Source organism: Pseudomonas sp. NPDC087626, from assembly GCF_044743405.1.
Classification (GTDB): domain Bacteria; phylum Pseudomonadota; class Gammaproteobacteria; order Pseudomonadales; family Pseudomonadaceae; genus Aquipseudomonas.
Genome location: NZ_JBIUWJ010000030.1, coordinates 16,578 through 38,320 on the forward strand (window position 1 = coordinate 16,578; position 21,743 = coordinate 38,320).

Below are 21,743 nucleotides of genomic sequence, written 5' to 3' on the forward strand. Positions count from 1 at the left end.
TCGCACTCCTTTTGATTGTGATGGTCAGGGATCGACAGACAACTTCAACGGAACGTACCGGGCGCCTTGAACAACAATGGCCGAGGTCGACTCGGCCGACAGAGCAGGCTGTCAGTGGTAAACAACTGCGGACGTTCAATGTTGTAACCCTGCGCATAATCCACGCCGATTTCCAGCAAGGCCTGCTCGATCTGCGGGGTTTCAACAAATTCGGCAATCGTGCGCTTACCCATGACATGACCAATGTGGTTGATCACTTCGACCATTGCGCGGTTAATCGGGTCGTCCAGCATATCCCTGACGAAACTTCCGTCGATCTTTAGAAAGTCTACAGGTAAGTGTTTCAGATACGCGAACGATGACATTCCGGCACAAAAATCATCTAGAGAAAAGTAGCAACCCAAGCCTTTGAGTTCATTAATAAATTTAATTGCACTGGATAAATTTGAAATTGCACTGGTTTCAGTAATTTCAAAACAAATCATTTCAGGCGGAATACCGTGAATAACAAACTGCTGACGCAAGAAGATTAAAAATTCATCATCACCAATAGTAATGCCTGACAGATTAATCGCACACATCGCCATCGGCCCTTCATGTTGTCGGGCCATACACTGGGCAATTATCTTGAATACATTCTCGACCACCCAGCGATCCAGGGAAGTCATCAAGCCATAACGTTCGGCGGCGGGAATAAAAGAACTGGGCAATATCATTCGCCCGGCTTCGTCATGCAGTCGTAGAAGAATTTCGACATGCCCACCGCCTGTATCGACGTGCCCCAAGGTGGCGATTTCCTGGGAGTACAAACAGAAGCGATTTTCTTCAAGGGCCATGTGCAAGCGCTGCACCCAAGCCATTTCGCCAAAGCGCAGCGACAACTCGGAATCGTCGACATGGTACAGCTGGACGCGGTTACGGCCCTTCTCCTTGGCCATGTAGCACGCCATGTCCGCGGCCCGCAGCAAGGCTTCCAGGGTCGCCGGATTCTGCGCGACGTGCACCAGGCCGATACTGACAGTGGTCACGAATGGCCGGCCTTTCCAGACAAAATGCAGGTTTTGCACGGTCTGGCGCAGGGTCTCGGCGATTTTCTCCGAGGACTCCGGCGAGCAGTTCTCCAGGAGAATGCCGAACTCGTCCCCCCCCAGCCGAGCCAGGGTGTCACCCTCGCGCAATCCAGACTGCAGCAAGGCACAGATGTGTCGCAGCAACTCATCGCCGGCAGCATGTCCACAGGTGTCATTGACCAGCTTGAATTGATCGAGGTCGAGGAACATCAGCGCATGTCGCCCAGGTTGGCGTGTCAGGTTATGCAGCGCCTGCTCCAGGCGAAATTCGAATTCGCGACGGTTGGCCAGGCCGGTCAAGGCGTCGTGGGTCGCCTGCCAGGAAAGGTTGGCGATGTATTGCCGCTCCTGGGTCATGTCATGCAACACCAGCACCGTGCCACTGACCTTGCCGGCCGTGTGAATCGGCGACCCGACCAGGGTCACCGACACCGTACTGCCGTCCAGACGCTGGATCAGCTTGGCGTGTTCGCTGCTGCCACTGAGCTGACCGCTGAGAATGTGCTCGATCAGGGTGAAGCCGTCGGCCTGGGCGTTCTCATCCAGCAGATTGAACAACTCCGCCAGCGGCAGGCCGACGGCCTGTCCAGCCTTCCAGTGGGTCAGTGCTTCGGCCGCCGGGTTCATGTAAGCAATGGCGCCCTCGACATCGGTGGTGATCACGGCGTCACCAATCGACTGCAAGGTAATTTGCGCGCGCTCTTTTTCCAGCTGCAAGGCATCGGCAAAAGCGTGGCGCTGCGCGAGCAGTTTGTGGGTCCGCAGCAAGGCCAGGACAATCAGACCGAGCGCGGTTGCCAGGTTGGTGTACAGCAACCAGCGCAAAATCACCCGCGAGCCCTCGCCCAGCGCATCGCTGAAGGCCTTGGCGGCGGGGGTTACACCTTCATTGATGGCAAATATCCGCGCTTTCCACCGCGCCATGTCCGCTTCGGTGGCCTGGTTGCGGCTGATGCGCTCGTGCATGTCCCGGGCAACAGTGTCCAGCTGGACCAGATACGCATCACCCTCAATCCAACGATCGATAGCGATTTGCAGATAGCTGAAATGGCGAAAATTCAAGTACAGCCAGATCAGGCTCGGTACGTCGTCCGGGTGATTACCCCCCTTGAGAATGCCTAGTCGGGCCGCCTCCAGGTCCGGCGGCTCGCGGTCCAGTGCAACCCGCAGTTCATGGCCACCTTCCGGCACCGTCATGGCCTGCTGGTATTTTCGAAAGATAGATTCGTCGCGGTTGTCAGCGTAGAGATTGAGGTAGTAGATCGCGTCTTTCTGGCTCTTGGACCACAGGCTCTCGCCGGCCACATAGCCGCGAACCGCCGACAGCGTATAGAGGCTGACACCACCGAGCAGGGCCTGAAATAGGACGACGGCAATAAACGGCCAGACGATGCCCAGCAGCCGAGGTGTCCCGAGCGTCCTTTTTTGCTTCATGAGGTCCCTTGCGTTAACGCTGCTTGATCGACGTGCAGCCGAAATCGTTACAGCTAGCCTAGGAGGCGATCTCACTCCCGGCAAGCAAGACACGCCATAACGTGCAACACATATGTACCTCATGCGCACGGACCGAAGCCCAGACACTGAAAGCTCTCATCCATTTCCAGAGCTGCAATCTCATGCAATTTCCAACCTCAACGCTCACCCCGCTGCAACGACATGCCAGCCAACAGACCGAATACGGGGTGTTATTGACTGCCTTAAAAAGCGTACAAACAGCATCTTCCGATTTGAATGGTTTTTACATGCCCCCCCAGGCGGGCTCTCCCCTGGGCATTGAGCACAATCATGCGCAAGCCCTGCTGCTGGCGCTTTTCGAGGATGCCGCAAACACGATGTTGTCCAAGCATCTCAAGCCCCTGAAAGGACGACTGACCGAAGTCAACGGCATCGCCGATCAGTGTGTTTTCTCAACGAGCCGCAACGATGGCTCCGTCGCCCTTTACACGATCGATGACGTAACACATTCCGCCAACGGGATTCGAGCCTTTCAACGGGCGCTGGTGAGTATAGGTGGACACATACGCACTGACCGCTTGCTGCCCTTACCGCAGTGCCTGAAGTTTTACGGCCTTGCATTGCCAACCGCACAAACCCCGGGGTCTCTGAGCCGACTGATTGAAGAAGTGCAGGAAAAACGCGCCGCTCACCGATTGAACCTGGAGCAGGGGTTGCAAATCAGCGAGTTGATAGAACCGCACGATCACACTGCGATTCACAACGTCATCAGCAAAATACTCACTGATGAAGGCGGCTCCGTCATCGACGCCCTGGCCAGTGAGATCTCGCCCCCCATGACACCCCATCAACTGGCCACCCAGCCCACGGCCTGCCTCGAGCGCTTGCTCGACACTGCGAAGGCACGCGACACGGCCCGGCGGCTACTGGAAGTGCTCAATTGGTACGGCAAAGAACCCGACGAAGAAACGATTCCAGACATCGGCGCAAAACTGCTGCTGGAAGCGTTACGACTATGGTACGACCTGGACCTGCAGCATACAGGAGCACCACACAAGATTGCCGGCTATGAGTTGCAACACCGCAGCAACCACGGCAAAAGCTACGCGCAGATTCAAAAGAACTTCCGGCAACACCTGGAGGATTCACTTCTTGCGACAACGCCGACCGAAACAGCGCTACTGGCAAGGCTCAGCCAAGTCAGGTTGCCACTTGAATTTCAGGTACGCGACATTCCCAACGACTTGCCCTATGCCACATCTATCGTCTGGGTCAATTTCGTTCACGGCGTCCATCTCGCTCATGCACTGGACCCGACGCTGCTGCAACGACTGACCTTCCAACAACTGGTCGATCTACCGTTGAAAAAAAGCGAGAACGCCCAGGACGCTCTCCTCCAATTGATCGCGCTGACGAGAATTCCAGCCGCGTTGACCTGGGCGCAAGCGACCGAGGCATTGGCACCGAGCGAACAAACCAGCGACGTTCGGGAATACAAAATGAAAACCCTGCAAGTGCTGGAAGACCACATGGTGAAGTTGAACGACACTATCGTCCAACTCGACCTCGCGCCACCACAACGGTTGAAGCTGGCGGAACAGCAACTGAAGCTGGCATTGACCAACGACATTTCGATCGACCCCTTGAGCATCCGTGTGATGCGCAACCTTTATCGGTCAGGCAACCGCGTTGAACGCAGCATCCTGGATACCCCGGTTGTGCCGCAGGCAACCTGGCCGCTGCTCGAAGTCTACGCCTCAGGCGGCTTGAGCTCCGATAGCAAGTGGTACATCAGCCGGGACGGCAAGACCGCGAGCTTCTGGATCAGATTGACCCCGGATGGCAAGCTCGCAAGGGGCCGGGCAAATCCTGACGACCCTGCTTCCCTTATCCTGTTGCTTCCACGGGACCGCGCATTGCCTGATATCGACGCACTGTTCGACAAGCAGTTCAAAAGCTACCTCGCCAAGACAAAAAACACCTACCAATACCTGATCAAAAGCCTGTTGGTCACGCTGCCATGGCCCGATCGTCAAGCGTTGGAGCATGGCGAAGTCAAGGTTCTCAGCCTTCGCGATGAAACCACGCGCAAGGCCGATGAAGAAACGGCAGAACACACCCTGCCGCTCAGGGCACGCATGGGGTTTGTGCTGCAAGCCACTTACCGGAACTCCGTGCGTTTCTATGAGTGCCTGCCCCGTGCCGGCGTAATACGACCGCGCCCCGATGTGACAACAGCCCATGTCGGTGGTGTCCGTGCCCAGTTTTTTTTCCGCAGCCGCTTCAAGGAGGAAGACTATGACGCCTATGTCGCCATACGCACACACCGCTTGCCATTCGACAAGGATGCCCACACAACCGGAGCCCAGCCGAAACCTGGCGCTACCTGCATGGCGATCCTCGACCCGCTCGGCGAAACCCTCCCGCCTGGCCCAACTCCGCCGGCGCATCACGACTACTCTTCCTGTCTGACATGGTCCTCCTTGCGCACCGGGCAAATTGCGTCCTTCATTGCTACACATCTGTTTTATGTGGATGAAAAGGAGGCACGCCGCGAGGCTTGGGGAGTCACACAATACGAGCGCGATCTCGACACAAAGCACTGGCTGCACAATCTCAAGGATTTCATACCCTTCTGGGGCAGCCTCGAAGACCTTCAATCGGACCAGTTCGGTGATCGAGTCCTTGGCGTGATCGGCCTGGTGCTCGACATTGTGTCATTTGTGATGCCCTTGGGTAAGTTCGTTGCAGGGAGCATCCGCTTGGCCGCCCGATCCGGCAGAATCGGAATTCGCGCGACTTTGCCGCGGATGGCAAACCTGTCCAGAAAACTGGTGATTTCGAGCGTTAAAAACTTCAACCCACTGGACGGTTCGCTTGACCTGCTACGACTCACTGGCAGGGGTGTGAGAAGCGCAGGACGCGCGGTAGCCCATCTCGAAAAGCGGGCGATGTTCCAATTGAAAAAGCTCGCCGGCAAGGCCGATAGCTATGACTTTGTCAGCGGCCTACCCCAGGCAACTGAACCGGGACGCTGGAAACCGTTGATTGATGCCGATCAACTGGGCAACGTCAAAGGCATCGAAGATGTTCCGGTGCGCAAGATCGACGGCCACCATTACCTGGTCGACCCGCTGTCCACCCGCCCCTATGGCCCCCGGCTCACGCTCCAGGATCATGAACTTTCACTCGGTCGCTCAAGCTACAGCACCGTGAAAAAAACCGACGATCTGGTGTTCATCGAACTCCCGGAGCAGGCGCACGCTCGCTACCAGTTCGACATCGATGGGCGTACGACAGCTTTCATCGACGACGTCCCCTACCGCCTGGATGGCGAAGAACTGCGTCGCGTCGAGATGATCGATGACAGCAACGCATTGACGTTAATCCCCTGTCGACCACGCCGTGCGCCAAACAACAGCAGCGAATGCCTCAGCAGTTTTGTGACAGGGACGCCCGCCCCGACACCGGAAGTCGGCTCATTTGACGAAACCAAAGGTTACGCGCCGTGGTTTGGCGACAGGGTTTCCGATGCGGTTAGCCGGCCAGGCCATGACGGCCTGTTTGTAACCCACGAGGGAAATCTTTATCAGATTATCGACAACATCCCGAAGCTTTACACAGGTGACATCACCGAACTTGGCTTTGCCAGGAAGTGGCTGGTGCCCCGCCGCGAAATGCCGGCCAGCCTGATATTCCGCAAAGGTATTTATGGCCGTATCGAGGTCAAGGGGGTTTACGAGGGCGCCGAGGATCCGCACCGGATCGGAGTCATTCTGGTGCCATCCATCGATGAATCGAGTACCTATGTGTTCAGCCGAATCAACACCGACAAATATTACGTCGCAACACTGCCCACGGGACAAAGCCTGAGTGAACCGCTGACATTGAAACGATTGTTCAAGGCTGACATGGCTGAAGGTACCCTGGGTGCGGAACTGCTAACGGTATACACCGGGTCATTGAGTGCCAACAACATCGCACGTATCCACAGCAAAGAAGCCCTTGAGCTCGCCATGAAAACCCTGGACGAGATCGCCATTCCGATCGGAACGGCCCCTAACCCTCCAGGCAACATGAAATTCCTGAAGGTCGACACCAGTCCCGGAGAAGCACTGATGTTCGATCATTCAACCAGAATGATCGTCACTCGACTGCCTGAAGGAGCCACGACATGGAGCAGGAGCAAGGACGCTCCGGAGGACTTGCGTCAAAGCACCGCGAATATTTTCGATACGCTGTTCATGTCGCCGACGATCGACGCCAGTAACGCGAACAGCGCGCTGAGAATAAACCAGACTATGCACAAGCTGCACCAGTTGATACCCAAGCGCCAACGCCCCTTCAATCCAAGAAACATTGCCTACGCCGATGTCCTGACCAGCAGTGGGCAACGGGAAATCTACGTGAGCGTTTCTGGTGCCCAACAAGCAACCGGTCACTTGCCGCTGTTCAAACAGCATCTTGGAGCGGATTCGGTTCCGGTTGGTGAATCGACCTACTTCAATATCGACATGAATCAGTACTTTCCCCTCACTTCCCTCGATGTGACCGCTGAAGGCAAGTTGCTGGCCGTACCGACGACCATCAAGGACATCGGCACCTACAAGCCAGCACAGTCGAGAAAACCGACGTCACTGGACAGCGAAAGCAAGTTGATTCACGTGATCAGGGAAAAATACCCCGACCCCAGGGCGATCAAATCCGTCAATATCGCCACGACGATGCCCCCCTGCGAGTCGTGCTCGATCGTGATAAAGCAGTTCGGCTACGACGGTGGGGAAAACGCGCTCCAGGTGTTGTGGAGTTAAACCTACAACTGTTGCAAATGACCGTACAGCTTGGCGTACAAACCACCCTCCGCGATCAGTTGCTGATGGTCGCCATCCTCGGCAACTTGCCCGCTATCGAACACCAACACCCGGTCGGCCTGCTTCACCGCCGAGAGGCGGTGAGCAATGATCAAGGTGGTCCGCCCACTGAGAAACCGCGCCAGCGCCAGGTGCAGGTTGTACTCGGTGGCGGCATCAAGCGCCGAGGTGGCTTCGTCGAGAATCACCACCTTGGGTTCGGCGAGCACCATCCGGGCAATCGCCAGGCGTTGGCGCTGACCACCGGACAAACGCACACCGGAACGCCCGACAATACTGTCCAGCCCCTGGGGCAAGCCCTTGACCGTGGCGTCGAGTTGGGCAATCTGCAGGGCCTGCCAGCAGGCTTCGTCACTGCGCTCACGGCCCATGGTCAGGTTGGCCCGAATACTGTCGTTGAACAGCGCCGGGTGCTGCAGCACCACCGCGACATGCTCGCGGATGGTTTCCAGGCCAATGTCGTACTGGGTGACACCGCCAAAACGGATTTCGCCGCCCTGGGGGGTATAAAGCCCCAGGAGCAATTGCACCAAGGTGCTTTTACCGCCACCACTGGCCCCGACGATGGCGACTTTTTCTCCGGGCGCAATGGACAGGTTCATCTGGTCCAGCACCGGCTCGTCGCCATAGCTGAAACTCAGGCCTTGCACTTCGATACCGACTGTCTCGCGTCCCTTGAACGGATCGATCCCTCCTGGGTACTGCGGCTCGTCGGCGCGCGACAACAGCTCATTGATCCGCGTCAGGGCACCGCCGGCGGCGTAATAGGCGTATTGCAGATTCAGCAGTTGTTCGACCGGACCGATCATGAACCACAGGTAGCTGAACACCGCCAGCATCTGCCCGATGGACAGGTCGGAGAACAACACGGTGAGCATCGCTGCGGCACGAAAGATGTCGATGCCGAACTGGAACAGCAAGCCACTGGCGCGGCTCGACGCATCGGTTTTCCACTGCGAGTTGACCGCATAGTTGCGCACGTCCCGGGCGCGCGCGCCAAGACGACCGAGGAAAAAGCCCTGGCGGTTGCCGGCACGGATTTCCTGAATCGCGTCCAGGGTCTCGGTCAGCGCCTGGGTGAACCGCGAGGTGCTGTCGTTCTCCAGCTTCTTCAGGTGCTTGACCCGCTTGCCCAACTGCACCGTGGCGTAGATCACCAGTGGGTTGAACAGCAGAATCAGCAGTGCCAGCTGCCAGTGCATCCAGACCAGGATCGCCGCCGTGCCCACCAGCGTGAGCATGGCCACGAGGAACCGACTGAGAGTCTCGCCGACAAACTTGTCGACCGTGTCCAGGTCGGTGACCAGGTGGGTGGTGACCGTGCCGCTGCCCAGGCTTTCGTACTCGCCCAGGGAAATGCACTTGAGGCGCTCGATCAGCCGCAGGCGAATGCGATACACAATGTCTTTGGCCAAACCGGCAAACAGCCGAGCCTGCACCACGTTGAACAACAATGCCGCACACCGCAGGGTCAGGGTGATCAGCAGCATCAGGCCGATATAACCGGCGGCGCTTTGCCAGGCCTGGGGCAGCGCGTGGTTCATCACCTTCAGCGCAGCATCGCCATTACCCAGCAACACCTCATCCACCAGCAACGGCAACAGCAAGGGAATCGGCACGCTGCACAGAGTCGCCAGAACGGCGACGCCATTGGCGATCCACAAGGCTTTTTTATGCCGCAGTGCCAGGCGACGGATGTGTGCCCAACTCAGCCGATCGACTCGCTCCGGTGGCTGTCCAGCGTCAGGCTGGTCATACACAGGCGGCACGCTCCAGCCAGCGGCCGAGCAACGGGGACAGCTCGCTAAGTGGTTGGTAGCCATTGGTCAACAAGGCCAGTTGACCGTTACGCTCGGCCAACAAGGTCGGGAAGCCGGCAATCCCCAGGTCCTGGACCCAGGTGAAATCCGCCGCCGTGGCGGCGTGCTGGTCGGCACGGTCGAAGGCTGCGGCGAATTCGATTCGCGGCAAGCCCGCTTGCTCGGCCAACTCCACCAGCACGCTGGCATGGGTCACATCGCGCCCCTGTGCATAAAAAGCCTGCTGGATCAGCTTGAGCAACTGCCAGGCGCAATCCGGTGCCAGGCTGCGGGCCGTGACCAGCGCGCGGCAGGCGGGCTCAGTGTCGTAGACAAAACCTTCGGGCAGCGCACCGTCGAGCTTGAATGGTTGGCCGGTGGCGTCGTTGACGGCCTGCCAGTGTTCAAGAATATAGCGTCGGGTAGTCGGCTCCAGCGCCGCGCCACTGCCCGTGCGCAAACCGCCGACCACCAGGTGCACGTCCACGCCGGCGGCCTGCGCCTGCAAGGCCAATGCCTCGGCCACCGGAGCGAACCCCCAGCACCAGGAACACATCGGGTCCATTACATAGAGCAGGCGCGCGGTCATGGTTCAGGCCTCGGTGCTGGATTGCTTGTAGTTGTAACCAATCGGGTGCGGCTGGTTGCGCGCCTTGGCCAATTCGATCTGCTTTTGCCGGTCGATTGCACTGCGACGGGTTTTCTCGCTCAGCTTATCCCAGCAATGAGGGCAACTGATGCCAGCCACATAGTGCTCGGATGCGCGGTCTTCTACGCTGACGGGTGTACGACAGGCATGACATTGATCGTAGTCGCCTTCGCTCAAGTCGTGGCGAACGGTGACCCGGTTATCGAATACAAAACAGTCGCCCTGCCATTTGGTTTCTTCCTGCGGCACCTCTTCGAGGTACTTGAGGATTCCGCCCTTGAGGTGGAAGACCTCATCGAAGCCCTGGCTGAGCATATAGCTCGAAGCCTTCTCGCAGCGAATGCCGCCGGTGCAGAACATCGCGACCTTCTTGTGCTTGGCCGGATCGAAGTTGGCTTTGATGTAGTCGGGAAATTCGCGAAAACTGGTGGTCTTCGGGTCGATCGCCCCTTCAAAAGTGCCAATCGAGACCTCGTAGTCATTACGGGTATCGATCAACAGCACTTGCGGGTCGCTGATCAAGGCGTTCCAGTCCTGCGGCTCGACATAGGTGCCGACTTTCTTGTTCGGGTCGACGCCTTCGACGCCCAGGGTCACGATTTCTTTCTTGAGCTTGACCTTGGTGCGATAGAACGGCTGATCGTCGCAGTACGATTCCTTGTGGTCGATATCGTCCATGCGCGGGTCGTTCTTGAGCCAGGCCATCAGGCCGTCGATGCCTTCGCGGCTACCGGAAACCGTGCCGTTGATGCCTTCCTCGGCAATCAGCAGGGTGCCTTTGATGCCGTTGTCGACCATCGCCTGCAGCAGGGGCTCGCGCAGTGCGACGTAATCTTCCAGGGTGACGAACTTATACAGTGCCGCCACGACAATCTGTTGTGTCATGGGTATTTCTCCAGGTGGCTACCCTCGTAAAGGGTGAACCGGATGCGAAAAAAAACGCGCCGGCATAAGCGGCGCGCTGCGTAGTCTAACAAAAATCAGCTGGCCTGTAGGCGATCAGTGCTTGCTGCCGCCGGCACAAGTCGGCGAGGCAGGCGCGACGCCCGTCTTGGCCCACTCCTCGGGGGTATAGGTGTGCAGCGCCAACGCGTGAAACTCACCCATCAGGTCGCCCAGCGTGGCGTAGACCTTCTGGTGGCGTTTGACGCTGTTGAGCCCGGCGAACTGTTCGCTGACCACTACCGCCTTGAAGTGGGTCTGCAACCCGCGACTGTGCATGTGGCTTTCGTCCAGCACATCCAGGTGCACAGGTAGCAACGCGTTCAGCGTCGTCTCAATACGTTGTTGCATGGTCATCACGGGCTCCGGTCAGGGCTTTTTCTTGGCGGCTGCCGCGGCTTTTGGATCAAGTTCGTTGGTCATGTCGGCCAGCAGTTTGTTGACCACCGGTACCGCGCTTTCCAGTTTGGCCTGGGTCATCTGCGCCGATTGCTGAGTCAGTTGAGGCATTTTTTCCAGGACTTTTTTGCCCAGAGGCGACTTGTAGAACGCGACCAGGTCCTTGAGTTCTGATTCGCTGAAGTTGCTGGTGTACAGCTTGACCATGTCCGGCTTGAGCTTGTTCCAGCCAATGGCCTGGTCCAGTGCGGCGTTAGCCTTGGCCTGGTAGGTTTCCAGCAGGGCTTTTTTCGACTCCGGGGCCTTGGTCTGGGCAAAGCGCTGGGCAAACATCTGCTGCACCTGCATGTACACCGGGGTACCCAGCTTGTCGGCATGCGCCAGGGTCAGGAAAGCCTCGGCGCTGGCATTGTGGCTGGCGGTATCGGCGAAGGCCTGGCCGCTGGCGCAGACCAGGGCAACCGCGGTACAGATGGCACGAAGACGGGTCATCGAGTTTCCTTTTCTAGCTGGCGAGGTAAAACCCCAAGGGGAGCCATTCTGCGCCTAAAAAACGCGTGCGCTCAACCCCTCCCCCTTGCCGGGCCTGATTTGCAGCAACCGAACGGTAGAAAAATCGACTGATGGAACCCCCAGCGACATTCAGCACCTAAACTTCGCTATCAACCCTGAAGGAATGTGACCCATGAGCCGTATTGAAACCGACAGCCTTGGCCAGGTTGAAGTCCCGGATGACGCCTACTGGGGCGCGCAGACCCAACGCTCGCTGATCAATTTCGCGATTGGTAGCGAACGCATGCCACTGGCGGTGCTGCACGCCCTGGCGCTGATCAAGAAAGCGGCGGCCCGGGTCAATGATCGTAATGGTGACCTGCCGGCCGATATTGCCCGGCTGATCGAACAGGCTGCCGACGAAGTGCTCGACGGCGAGCACGATGAGCAGTTCCCCCTGGTGGTCTGGCAAACCGGCAGCGGCACCCAGAGCAACATGAACGTCAACGAGGTGATTGCCGGGCGTGCCAACGAACTGGCCGGCAACCCGCGTGGCGGCAAGGCGCCGGTGCACCCGAACGACCACGTCAATCGCTCGCAGAGCTCCAACGACTGTTTCCCCACGGCCATGCACATCGCCACGGTGCAGGCCGTGCAACAGCAACTGCTGCCGTCGATCAACGAACTGTCCGGTGGTCTCGCCGAGCTGGCGGCGCGCCACATGAAGCTGGTGAAGACCGGGCGCACCCATCTGATGGACGCCACGCCGATCACCTTCGGCCAGGAGATGTCCGCCTTCATTGCCCAGCTCGACTACGCCGAGCGAGCCATCCGCAGCGCCTTGCCGGCCGTCTGCGAACTGGCCCAGGGCGGGACCGCCGTCGGTACCGGGCTCAACTCGCCCCATGGCTTTGGCGAAGCGATTGCCGCGGAGCTCGCCGCCCTCTCCGGCCTGCCGTTTGTCACCGCACCGAACAAGTTCGCCGCGCTAGCCGGTCATGAGCCGCTGACCACCCTGTCCGGCGCCCTGAAAACCCTCGCCGTGACCCTGATGAAACTCGCCAACGACTTGCGCCTGCTCGGCTCCGGGCCGCGCGCCGGTTTCGCCGAGGTCAGGCTGCCGGCCAACGAGCCAGGCAGTTCGATCATGCCCGGCAAGGTCAACCCGACCCAGTGCGAAGCCCTGTCGATGCTGGCCTGCCAAGTGCTAGGGAACGACGTGGCGATCGGCTTCGCCGCGAGCCAAGGTCACCTGCAGTTGAACGTGTTCAAGCCTGTGATCATCCACAACCTGTTGCAATCGATCCGCTTGCTCGCCGACGGCTGCAGCAACTTCCAGTTGCACTGCATCGCCGGCCTGGAACCGGATGCCGGGCAAATGGCCGCTCACCTGGAACGAGGCTTGATGCTGGTGACCGCGCTGAACCCGCACATCGGTTATGACAAGTCGGCGGAAATCGCCAAGAAAGCCTACAGCGAGGGGTTAACCCTGCGTGAGGCGGCGTTGCAGTTGGGCTACCTGACAGACGAGCAGTTCGATGCCTGGGTGCGCCCGGAAAACATGCTGGAGGCAGGCAAGCAGGGCTGAAGCAGCCAGTTGGCACGCTTGCGCAGGTTATACACAATCCCTGTGTGAGCGAGCCTGCTCGCGATGCTCTAAAGTACGCCGCAATTTTTCAACTGATCCGCGTCACCGCCGCCCGCATCCGCCGTGCCCTGAGCCCGGCAATCAGCGACGGCCCCAATGCCACCAGCGCCGACCCCAGCACCACCAGCAACGCGCCGCCATACGCCAGGCCATTGATCTGCTCGGCCTGTACATACTCCGGCCATAACCAGGCCGCCAACGCCACTGCCGCAAAAGTCACCAACGGGGTGATCGCCAGCGTTGCACTGACCCGTGAGGCTTCCCAATGGGCCAGCGCCTCGGCAAACGCGCCATAGGCAACCAGGGTATTGAGGCAGCACGCCAGTAGCAGCCAGCCTTGCAGCGGGCTCAACTGCAGCGCCTCCAGTGGATGCACCCACGGCGTGAGCAACAGGGCGCAAAACAGGTAGATCACCATCATCACCTGTAGCGAATTCCACACCGTCAGCAATTGTTTTTGCCCCAGCGCATAGAAGGTCCACACGGTGGAAGCCAACAAAATCAGGAGCACCCCGGCGGTGTAGTCACTCAAGGACGTCAGCAACTCGCTCAGGCGCTGATTGAAAAACAGCCCGAAGCCGAGCATCAGCACCAGAAGGCCAATCCCCTGCCCCAGGCTGAAACGCTCCTTGAATATCAATACACTGCCGATCAGCAACAGGATCGGGCCCACCTGCACCACCAGTTGCGCAGTGCCGGGGCTCAATAGATTCAGGCCCATGAGGTACAGCACGTAGTTCCCCACCAGCCCGAGCACCGCCATCAGCACCAGCCAGCCGCCTTTGGGGCCTAGGGCCTTGCGGCTTGGCAGGCGCCGGGTGGCGGCCAGGTAGGCAAACAGGCACCCACCGGAAACCAGCAGGCGAAACCAGGTCACCGTGACCGGGTCCATCACCAGCAGCACCTGCTTGAGCTTGATCGGCAGGATGCCCCATAAAAAAGCGGTCAGCAGGGCCAGGAACAGACCATAGACCCAGCGACCGGACGAAATGTGCATGCAAACCCCAGAGCAAGACGGCGAGAAAAGCCCATTCTAGGCTTCCACGCCGGCATCACACAGGGACAGTTGCGCACTAGCCGCTAATAAGACTGTATGGGTCGCTCGGTTCAACGCACCGCTTCGAACAACCCGCTGGCGCCCATGCCACCGCCCACACACATGGTCACGATGCCGTAGCGCAGGTTGCGGCGCTGCAGTTCGCGCACCAGGTGCCCGACCTGGCGTGAGCCAGTCATGCCGAACGGATGGCCGATGGAGATCGAGCCGCCGTTGACGTTGTACTTTTCGTTGTCGATTTCCAGGCGGTTACGGCTGTACAGGCATTGCGAGGCAAAGGCTTCGTTGAGTTCCCACAGATCTATATCAGCGACTTGCAGGCCTTTGGCCTTGAGCAGCTTGGGCACCGAGAACACCGGGCCGATGCCCATTTCATCCGGCTCACAACCGGCCACCGTAAAACCACGGAAGAACGCCTTGGGTTTAAGGCCCAGTTGCAGGGCTTTTTCCAGGCTCATCACCAGGGTCATCGAAGCACCGTCGGACAGTTGCGACGAGTTACCGGCCGTCACCGAGCCGTCCTCGGCGAACACTGGTTTCAATCCGGCCAGGCTTTCGTAAGTGGTGTCGGGACGGTTGCAGTCATCACGATCGACAATGCCCTCGAGGATCTGCACCTCGCCGCTGTGCTTGTCCTCGACCTTGTACTTCACCGTCATCGGCACGATTTCATCGTCGAACAATCCGCCGGCCTGCGCCTGGGCAGTGCGCAACTGGCTTTGCAGGGCGTAGCGGTCCTGCTCTTCGCGGCTGACCTGATAACGACGGGCAACGATTTCCGCGGTCTGGCCCATGGGGAAGTAGATACCCGGCACCTGCTCCTTGAGCAACGGGTTGATCAGGTTGTCGGTGTTGACGCTTTTCATGGTCAGGCTGATGGACTCGACGCCACCGGCGACAATGATGTCGCTGCAACCCGAAGCGATCTGGTTCGCCGCAATGGCAATCGCCTGCAGGCCCGAGGAGCAGAAGCGGTTGAGGGTCATGCCGCTGGTGCCAGTGCCCAGGCGCGAGAGCACGGCCACGTTACGCCCGATATTGAAGCCCTGGGCACCTTCGTTGGAACCGGCGCCGACGATGCAATCCTCGACGCTGGCCGGGTCGATAGCATTTCGTTGCAGCAGTGCGTTGACGCAATGGGCCGCCATGTCATCCGGGCGAGTCTGGTTGAACTTGCCACGGAAAGACTTGGCCAGGCCGGTTCGCACGCTATCGACGATCACTACTTCACGCATGGCATACCTCATTGTTGTTGTCGTTCAGGGGAGTGAATCGAGAATAGATCCACCACCCCGCCGACCGCGACAATCATTCATCCCGCGTATGCAAACCCATGGTGCTCGCTCGAGATGAGGCCGGCACAGCCAACATGGATGCAACCTGACACACCGTTATCGCGGGCAAGCCCGCTCCCACAGGTTTCATGCTTGCTTGCAAAATTTGCACGCACCCAAAGTTACCGTGGGAGCGGGCTTGCCCGCGATGAGGTCGGCGCAGCCAACATGGATGCAACCTGACACACCGTTATCGCGGGCAAGCCCGCTACCACAGGTTTCATGCTTGCTTGCAAAATTTGCATGCACCCACAATTACCGTGGGAGCGGGCTTGCCCGCGATGAGGCCGGCACAGCCAACATGAATGGAGCCTGACACACCGCTATCGCGGGCAAGCCCGCTACCACAGGTTTCATGCTTGCTTGCAAAATTTGCATGCACCCACAATTACCGTGGGAGCGGGCTTGCCCGCGATGAGGTCGGCGCAGCCAACATGAATGGAGCCTGACACGACGCTTACGACTTGCCAGAGACCTACCCCTACTTGTGTTTCTTGTCGTGCTTGTCGGATTTCTCGAACGCCGCTTCCAGCGCCCGGTTGATGGTACGCAGCACCTTGACCCGGGCCCAGCGCTTGTCGTTGGCCTCCACCAGGGTCCAGGGCGCGACCTCGGTGCTGGTGCGGTCGACCATATCGCCCACGGCGCCACGGTAGTCGTCCCATTTTTCGCGGTTACGCCAATCGTCCTCGGTGATCTTGAAGCGCTTGAAGGGGATCTGTTCGCGCTCCTGGAAACGCTCCAGCTGGGTCTGTTTATCGATGGCCAACCAGAACTTCACGACGATTACATTGGAGGCATCGAGTTGCTCTTCGAAGTCGTTGATCTCGCCATAGGCGCGCATCCAGTCGGCCGGCGTACAGAAGCCTTCGATACGTTCCACCAACACCCGGCCATACCAGGAGCGGTCAAAGATGGTGAACTTGCCCCGCGCCGGAACGTGCCGCCAGAAGCGCCACAGGTAAGGTTGCGCACGTTCTTCCTCGGTCGGCGCGGCAATCGGCACGATGCTGTACTGCCGCGGATCGAGCGCCGCAGCCACCCGGCGGATCGCCCCGCCCTTGCCTGCCGCATCATTGCCCTCGAACACCGCGACCAACGCGTGCTTGCGCATGCGTTTGTCCCGCAGCAAGCCGGCCAGCCGTGCCTGCTCGGTAATTAACTGCTCTTCATAGTCTTTCTTGCCCAGGTGCTGGCTCATGTCCAGGGCATCCAGCAGCCCGCGCTGGTCCACGCTGGTGGTCAGTGGCGCGGCGCTGACCTTGTCCGGCTTGAGGTTGGGCCGCTTGAGGGCGGCCTGCAGGCCGGCGAGCAGGATCTTGCCCACCGCCAGGCTGCGATAATGGGGGTCGACGCCTTCGATAATGTGCCATGGCGCGTAATCGCGGCTGGTGCGGCGGATCACCCGCTCGCCGTACTTCACGAACTTGTCGTAGGTCTGGGACTGCTGCCAGTCCAACGGGCTGATGCGCCAGCTATGCAGCGGGTCGTCCTGCAGCGATTTGAGGCGGGCCTTCATTTGCTGTTTGGACAGGTGAAACCAGAACTTGAAGATCAGTGCGCCTTCGTTGCAGAGCATTTTCTCCAGGCGTTCCGCACCATTGATGGCCTGGTCCAGCACCGCGTCCTTGAACAAGCCGTGAACCCGACCTTGCAGCATCTGGCTGTACCAATTACCGAAGAACACCCCCATACGGCCCTTGGCCGGAAGCATCCGCCAATAGCGCCAGGCCGGTGGCCGCGCCAGTTCTTCATCGGTCTGCTGGTCGAAGGTGCGCACTTCGATCAGCCGCGGGTCCATCCACTCGTTGAGCAATTTGACCGTCTCGCCCTTGCCGGCGCCTTCGATACCGTTGATCAGCACGATCACCGGAAAGCGGTCCTGCTGCTGCAACTCGAACTGGGCTTCGAGCAAGGCTTCACGCAGCGCCGGTACTTCGGCCTCATAGGTTTCTTTATCGATCGCGTGACCGATTTCGGCAGATTCGAACATGAGTGGCTCCCATCCAAGATGGCCCAAGCCTAGCGGATTGACCGGCGGTTTGTGCGGGTAATACGCGCCGAGCTGCCATAGATCAGTTGCCGTTGCCCTGATCCGCTAGAATGTCGGCCTTGCCAATGCTGAGCCCGCCATGAACCCTGTATTGCCCCACGCCCAGCTCGACTGGGACGACCAAGGCCGCCCGCGCTCGCGGGTGTTCGATGACGTGTATTTCTCCGACCAATCGGGCCTGGAAGAAACCCGCTATGTATTCATCGAACAAAACCGCCTGAGCGAACGTTTTGCCGCCCTGAGTGCCGGCGAAAAACTGGTGATTGGCGAGACCGGCTTCGGTACCGGGCTGAACTTCCTGTGTGCCTGGCAACTGTTTGAACAGCAGGCAGTGGCGGGTGCGCGCCTGCATTTCATCAGCGTTGAAAAATACCCGCTGAGCCCTGCCGATCTGCAGCGAGCCCTGGCCCTGTGGCCGGAACTCAAGGCCTTCGCCGAGCCCTTGCTGGCGCAGTACGTCGCCATCCACCAGGGTTTCCAGCGCCTGGTGCTGGACCATGGCCGCGTCACGCTGACACTGCTGATTGGCGACGCCCTGGAGCAGTTGCCACAACTGGACGCGCAGATCGACGCCTGGTTTCTCGACGGCTTTGCCCCGGCGAAAAATCCCGAGATGTGGACCGCCGAACTGTTCGCCGAACTGGCGCGCCTGGCCGCTCCCGGCTCGACCATCAGCACCTTCACCAGCACCGGCTGGGTGCGTCGTTTGCTCAACGCCGCCGGCTTCAAGATGCGCCGCACGCCGGGCATCGGCCACAAATGGGAGATCCTGCGCGGGGCGTTCATCGCCTGGCCCGCAGAGACGCCAGCACCGGCAGCCGTCAAACCCTGGTTTGCCCGGCCGCCACAGCACCTGGGCGAACGCCATGCGCTGGTGATCGGTGCCGGCCTGGCCGGCTGCGCGAGTGCCGCCAGCCTCGCCGCACGTGGCTGGCAGGTCAGCCTGCTGGAGCGCCACGCCGACCTCGCCCAGGAAGCCTCCGGCAACCCGCAAGGGGTGCTGTACCTGAAGTTGTCGGCCCACGGCACCGCCCTCTCGCAAATGATCGTCAGCGGCTTCGGCCATACCCGGCGTCTGCTCGAACACTTGCACCGCGGCCACGACTGGGATGATTGCGGGGTCTTGCAACTGGCATTCGATGCCAAGGAAGCCGAGCGCCAGGCCAAGCTGGCGGCGGCGTTTGCCAGCGATCTGCTGCAGCCGCTGGATCGCCTCCAGGCACAGGCCATCGCCGGCATCGCCCTGGAACACGGCGGGTTGTTTTACCCCGAAGGCGGCTGGGTGCACCCGCCTGCGTTGTGCCGCTGGCAAGCGGCCCACCCCCAGGTGCAACTGCTGGCCCACCGCGAAGTACTGCAACTGCGCAAGGTCGACCAGCTCTGGCAAGCCTGGGATGGCGAGACCCTGCTGGCCAGCGCGCCGGTGGTGATCCTGGCTGGCGCGGCGCAGATCAAACAGTTTGCGCAAAGTGCCGACTTGCCGCTCAAGCGGATTCGCGGGCAAATCACTCGTTTAGCGCAAACCCCGCAGAGCCAGAGCCTCGGCACCGTCGTGTGCGCCGAAGGTTACGTCGCCCCGGCGCGCCTGGGTGAACACACCCTGGGCGCCAGCTTCGACTTCAAGAGCGACGACCTCACGCCGACCACCGCCGAACACCTGGGCAACCTGGACATGCTCAAGGACATCTCCCCCGACCTGGTCGAGCGCCTGCACATATCCGAACTGGACCCGGAGCAACTCCAGGGACGCGCGGCCTTCCGCTGTACCAGCCCCGACTACCTGCCGATTGTCGGTCCGCTGGCCGACAGCCAAGCCTTCACCCAGGCCTATGGCGCACTGGCCAAGGACGCCCGGCAAGTACCGGACCACCCGTGCCCTTGGCTCGAAGGCTTGTACGTCAATAGCGGCCATGGTTCCCGGGGGTTGATCACCGCTCCGCTGTCTGGCGAGCTGCTCGCAGCCTGGCTGGACAATGAACCGCTGCCCCTGCCCCGCAGCGTGGCTGAAGCCTGCCACCCGAATCGATTTGCCTTGCGCCAGTTGATTCGCGGCAAAGCCTGAGGCCAGTCCGGCAACCTCTGCTTATAACCGATCGATCTAAAACTCACAGCACCGCAGCAGGTCAGTTTCTGAGTACCCGCCACTTCCGGCGGGTTCGAGATTGACCCTCCCCAACGGAAAAACCGGTAAGGAATTTATGTGCGGATTAGCTGGCGAGTTACGTTTTGATCATCAACCGGCCGACCTGGCCGCCATTGAGCGAATCACCCATCACCTGGCGCCTCGTGGCCCCGACGCCTGGGGTTTTCACAGCCAGGGACCGATCGCCCTGGGCCATCGACGGCTGAAAATCATGGACCTGTCGGACGGCTCGGCGCAGCCGATGGTCGACAGTCAACTGGGCCTGTCCCTGGCCTTCAACGGCGCGATCTACAACTTCCCCGAATTGCGCGCCGAGCTGGAAAGCCTCGGTTACGCCTTCTATTCCGGCGGTGACACCGAAGTGTTGCTCAAGGGCTATCACGCCTGGGGCGCAGACCTGCTACCCCGCCTCAACGGCATGTTTGCCTTCGCCATCTGGGAGCGCGACAGCCAACGCCTGTTCATCGCCCGTGACCGCCTCGGCGTCAAACCCTTGTACCTGTCGCGCACCGGCCAGCGCCTGCGCTTCGCCTCGACTTTGCCTGCCCTGCTCAAGGGCGGCGACATCAACCCGATCCTCGACCCGGTGGCGCTCAACCACTACCTGAACTTCCACGCTGTGGTCCCGGCGCCCCGCACCTTGCTGGCAGGCATCGAAAAACTGCCGCCGGCGACCTGGATGCGTATCGAGGCTGACGGCAGCACCGAACAGCAAACCTGGTGGACGCTGCCCTACGGACCCCGCGCCGACGAACTCGACCTGACCCTGGAAGACTGGCGTGACCGGGTGCTGCAGAGTACCCGTGACGCGGTGGCGATTCGTCAGCGCGCGGCGGTGGATGTCGGCGTGCTGCTGTCCGGCGGCGTCGACTCCAGCCTGCTGGTGGGGCTGCTGCGCGAAGTCGGTGTGCAAGACCTGTCGACCTTCTCCATCGGTTTTCAGGACGCGGGCGGCGAACGGGGTGACGAGTTCCAATACTCGGACCTGATCGCCAAGCACTATGGCACCCGTCATCACCAACTGCGCATCGACGAGAAGGAAATCATCGAGCAACTGCCCGCCGCGTTCCGCGCGATGAGCGAGCCGATGGTCAGCCACGACTGCATCGCCTTCTACTTGCTGTCCCGGGAAGTGGCCAAGCACTGCAAAGTGGTGCAAAGCGGCCAGGGTGCGGATGAACTGTTTGCCGGCTACCACTGGTACCCGCAGGTCGATGGCGCCAGCGACCCCTATGCGGCCTATCGCGAGGCCTTCTTCGACCGCAGCTACGACGACTACGCCGCCACCGTGCAACCGCAATGGCTGACCGAGCATGACGCCGCCGGCGACTTCGTGCGGGCACATTTCGCCCAGCCCGGCGCCGCCGCACCTGTGGATAAAGCGCTGCGCCTGGACAGTACGGTGATGCTGGTCGACGACCCGGTCAAGCGTGTGGATAACATGACCATGGCCTGGGGCCTGGAGGCGCGTACGCCGTTTCTCGACTACCGCCTGGTGGAATTGTCAGCCCGGGTACCGGGCAAATTCAAACTGCCGGACGGCGGCAAGCAGGTGCTCAAGGAAGCTGCGCGCCTGGTGATCCCCAGCGAGGTGATCGACCGCAAGAAGGGTTATTTCCCAGTTCCCGGCCTCAAGCATCTGCAAGGTGCGACCCTGGACTGGGTGCGCGAACTGCTGCTGGATCCAAGCCAGGACCGTGGACTGTTCAAGCCGGCGATGCTCGACCGCCTGCTCACCGACCCGCAAGGCCAGTTGACCCCGTTGCGCGGCTCCAAACTGTGGCAACTGGCAGCGCTGAACCTATGGCTCAGCGAACAAGGAATCTGACTG

General features: G+C 60.1%; 13 protein-coding genes. 4 read left to right on the forward strand and 9 right to left on the reverse strand.

The genetic code is table 11. The features are described from left to right. Nucleotides 1–44 precede the first annotated feature (44 nt). The gene (locus tag ACIOVD_RS21705) at nt 45–2,504 is read right to left on the reverse strand and encodes an EAL domain-containing protein (protein WP_095168010.1); all 2,460 of its coding nucleotides are present in this window, start codon (nt 2,502–2,504) and stop codon (nt 45–47) included. Between the two features lie 182 nt (nt 2,505–2,686). Here ACIOVD_RS21705 and ACIOVD_RS21710 point away from each other — a divergent pair, with 182 nt between their 5' ends. Next, a complete protein-coding gene (locus tag ACIOVD_RS21710) occupies nt 2,687–7,336 on the forward strand; it encodes a hypothetical protein (protein ID WP_401130132.1) in 4,650 nt (1,549 codons plus the stop codon). A 2-nt stretch (nt 7,337–7,338) separates the two neighbouring features. On the opposite strand, the gene ACIOVD_RS21715 is transcribed toward ACIOVD_RS21710, so the two are convergent. From ACIOVD_RS21715 to ACIOVD_RS21735, 5 genes are all read right to left on the reverse strand, one after another. Then, nucleotides 7,339–9,156 carry an ABC transporter ATP-binding protein gene (locus ACIOVD_RS21715; protein ID WP_401130134.1) on the reverse strand — a complete coding sequence of 606 codons (1,818 nt, stop codon included), beginning with the start codon at nt 9,154–9,156 and terminating at the stop codon, nt 7,339–7,341. After that, entirely contained in the window at nt 9,149–9,751 is a 603-nt protein-coding gene (locus ACIOVD_RS21720; protein ID WP_174244628.1) for a DsbA family protein, read from the reverse strand. The genes ACIOVD_RS21715 and ACIOVD_RS21720 overlap by 8 nt, the downstream gene beginning before the upstream one ends. Before the next feature lie 36 nt (nt 9,752–9,787). Then, nucleotides 9,788–10,729, reverse strand: coding sequence for a rhodanese-related sulfurtransferase (locus tag ACIOVD_RS21725; protein ID WP_095168005.1), 942 nt, complete (start codon nt 10,727–10,729; stop codon nt 9,788–9,790). A 114-nt stretch (nt 10,730–10,843) separates the two neighbouring features. Then, nucleotides 10,844–11,143: a BolA family protein gene (locus tag ACIOVD_RS21730; protein ID WP_401130136.1), complete on the reverse strand. Its 300-nt coding sequence runs from the start codon at nt 11,141–11,143 to the stop codon at nt 10,844–10,846. A gap of 12 nt (nt 11,144–11,155) precedes the next feature. Then, nucleotides 11,156–11,677, reverse strand: coding sequence for a DUF2059 domain-containing protein (locus tag ACIOVD_RS21735; RefSeq protein ID WP_159997372.1), 522 nt, complete (start codon nt 11,675–11,677; stop codon nt 11,156–11,158). Between the two features lie 193 nt (nt 11,678–11,870). Here ACIOVD_RS21735 and ACIOVD_RS21740 point away from each other — a divergent pair, with 193 nt between their 5' ends. Next, complete coding sequence (locus ACIOVD_RS21740) at nt 11,871–13,265, forward strand: class II fumarate hydratase (RefSeq protein WP_095168000.1); 1,395 nt, start codon at nt 11,871–11,873, stop codon at nt 13,263–13,265. Between the two features lie 88 nt (nt 13,266–13,353). Here ACIOVD_RS21740 and ACIOVD_RS21745 read toward each other — a convergent pair whose 3' ends face one another. The 3 genes from ACIOVD_RS21745 to pap all read right to left on the reverse strand — a co-directional run bounded on the left by ACIOVD_RS21745 (nt 13,354) and on the right by pap (nt 17,709). Continuing rightward, the gene (locus tag ACIOVD_RS21745) at nt 13,354–14,322 is read right to left on the reverse strand and encodes a DMT family transporter (protein ID WP_095167999.1); all 969 of its coding nucleotides are present in this window, start codon (nt 14,320–14,322) and stop codon (nt 13,354–13,356) included. 110 nt (nt 14,323–14,432) lie between these two features. Next, complete coding sequence (locus ACIOVD_RS21750; RefSeq protein WP_095167997.1) at nt 14,433–15,617, reverse strand: thiolase family protein; 1,185 nt, start codon at nt 15,615–15,617, stop codon at nt 14,433–14,435. 580 nt (nt 15,618–16,197) lie between these two features. Then, nucleotides 16,198–17,709 (reverse strand): polyphosphate:AMP phosphotransferase, encoded by a 1,512-nt coding sequence (gene pap, locus ACIOVD_RS21755; RefSeq protein WP_095167995.1) that lies wholly within the window; start codon nt 17,707–17,709, stop codon nt 16,198–16,200. A gap of 139 nt (nt 17,710–17,848) precedes the next feature. On the opposite strand from pap, the gene mnmC reads away from it, so the two are divergent. Then, entirely contained in the window at nt 17,849–19,831 is a 1,983-nt protein-coding gene (gene mnmC / locus ACIOVD_RS21760; RefSeq protein ID WP_159997376.1) for a bifunctional tRNA (5-methylaminomethyl-2-thiouridine)(34)-methyltransferase MnmD/FAD-dependent 5-carboxymethylaminomethyl-2-thiouridine(34) oxidoreductase MnmC, read from the forward strand. A 136-nt stretch (nt 19,832–19,967) separates the two neighbouring features. Next, nucleotides 19,968–21,740, forward strand: coding sequence for an N-acetylglutaminylglutamine amidotransferase (locus ACIOVD_RS21765; protein WP_320332815.1), 1,773 nt, complete (start codon nt 19,968–19,970; stop codon nt 21,738–21,740). Nucleotides 21,741–21,743 lie beyond the last annotated feature (3 nt).

Coding starts and splice junctions, on each gene's coding strand:
- ACIOVD_RS21705 (WP_095168010.1), bottom strand. CDS start 2,504: ATGAAGCAAAAAAGGACGCTCGGGACACCTCGGCTGCTGGGCATCGTC.
- ACIOVD_RS21710 (WP_401130132.1), top strand. CDS start 2,687: ATGCAATTTCCAACCTCAACGCTCACCCCGCTGCAACGACATGCCAGC.
- ACIOVD_RS21720 (WP_174244628.1), bottom strand. CDS start 9,751: ATGTGTTCCTGGTGCTGGGGGTTCGCTCCGGTGGCCGAGGCATTGGCC.
- ACIOVD_RS21725 (WP_095168005.1), bottom strand. CDS start 10,729: ATGACACAACAGATTGTCGTGGCGGCACTGTATAAGTTCGTCACCCTG.
- ACIOVD_RS21730 (WP_401130136.1), bottom strand. CDS start 11,143: ATGACCATGCAACAACGTATTGAGACGACGCTGAACGCGTTGCTACCT.
- ACIOVD_RS21735 (WP_159997372.1), bottom strand. CDS start 11,677: ATGACCCGTCTTCGTGCCATCTGTACCGCGGTTGCCCTGGTCTGCGCC.
- ACIOVD_RS21740 (WP_095168000.1), top strand. CDS start 11,871: ATGAGCCGTATTGAAACCGACAGCCTTGGCCAGGTTGAAGTCCCGGAT.
- ACIOVD_RS21745 (WP_095167999.1), bottom strand. CDS start 14,322: ATGCACATTTCGTCCGGTCGCTGGGTCTATGGTCTGTTCCTGGCCCTG.
- ACIOVD_RS21750 (WP_095167997.1), bottom strand. CDS start 15,617: ATGCGTGAAGTAGTGATCGTCGATAGCGTGCGAACCGGCCTGGCCAAG.
- pap (WP_095167995.1), bottom strand. CDS start 17,709: ATGTTCGAATCTGCCGAAATCGGTCACGCGATCGATAAAGAAACCTAT.
- mnmC (WP_159997376.1), top strand. CDS start 17,849: ATGAACCCTGTATTGCCCCACGCCCAGCTCGACTGGGACGACCAAGGC.
- ACIOVD_RS21765 (WP_320332815.1), top strand. CDS start 19,968: ATGTGCGGATTAGCTGGCGAGTTACGTTTTGATCATCAACCGGCCGAC.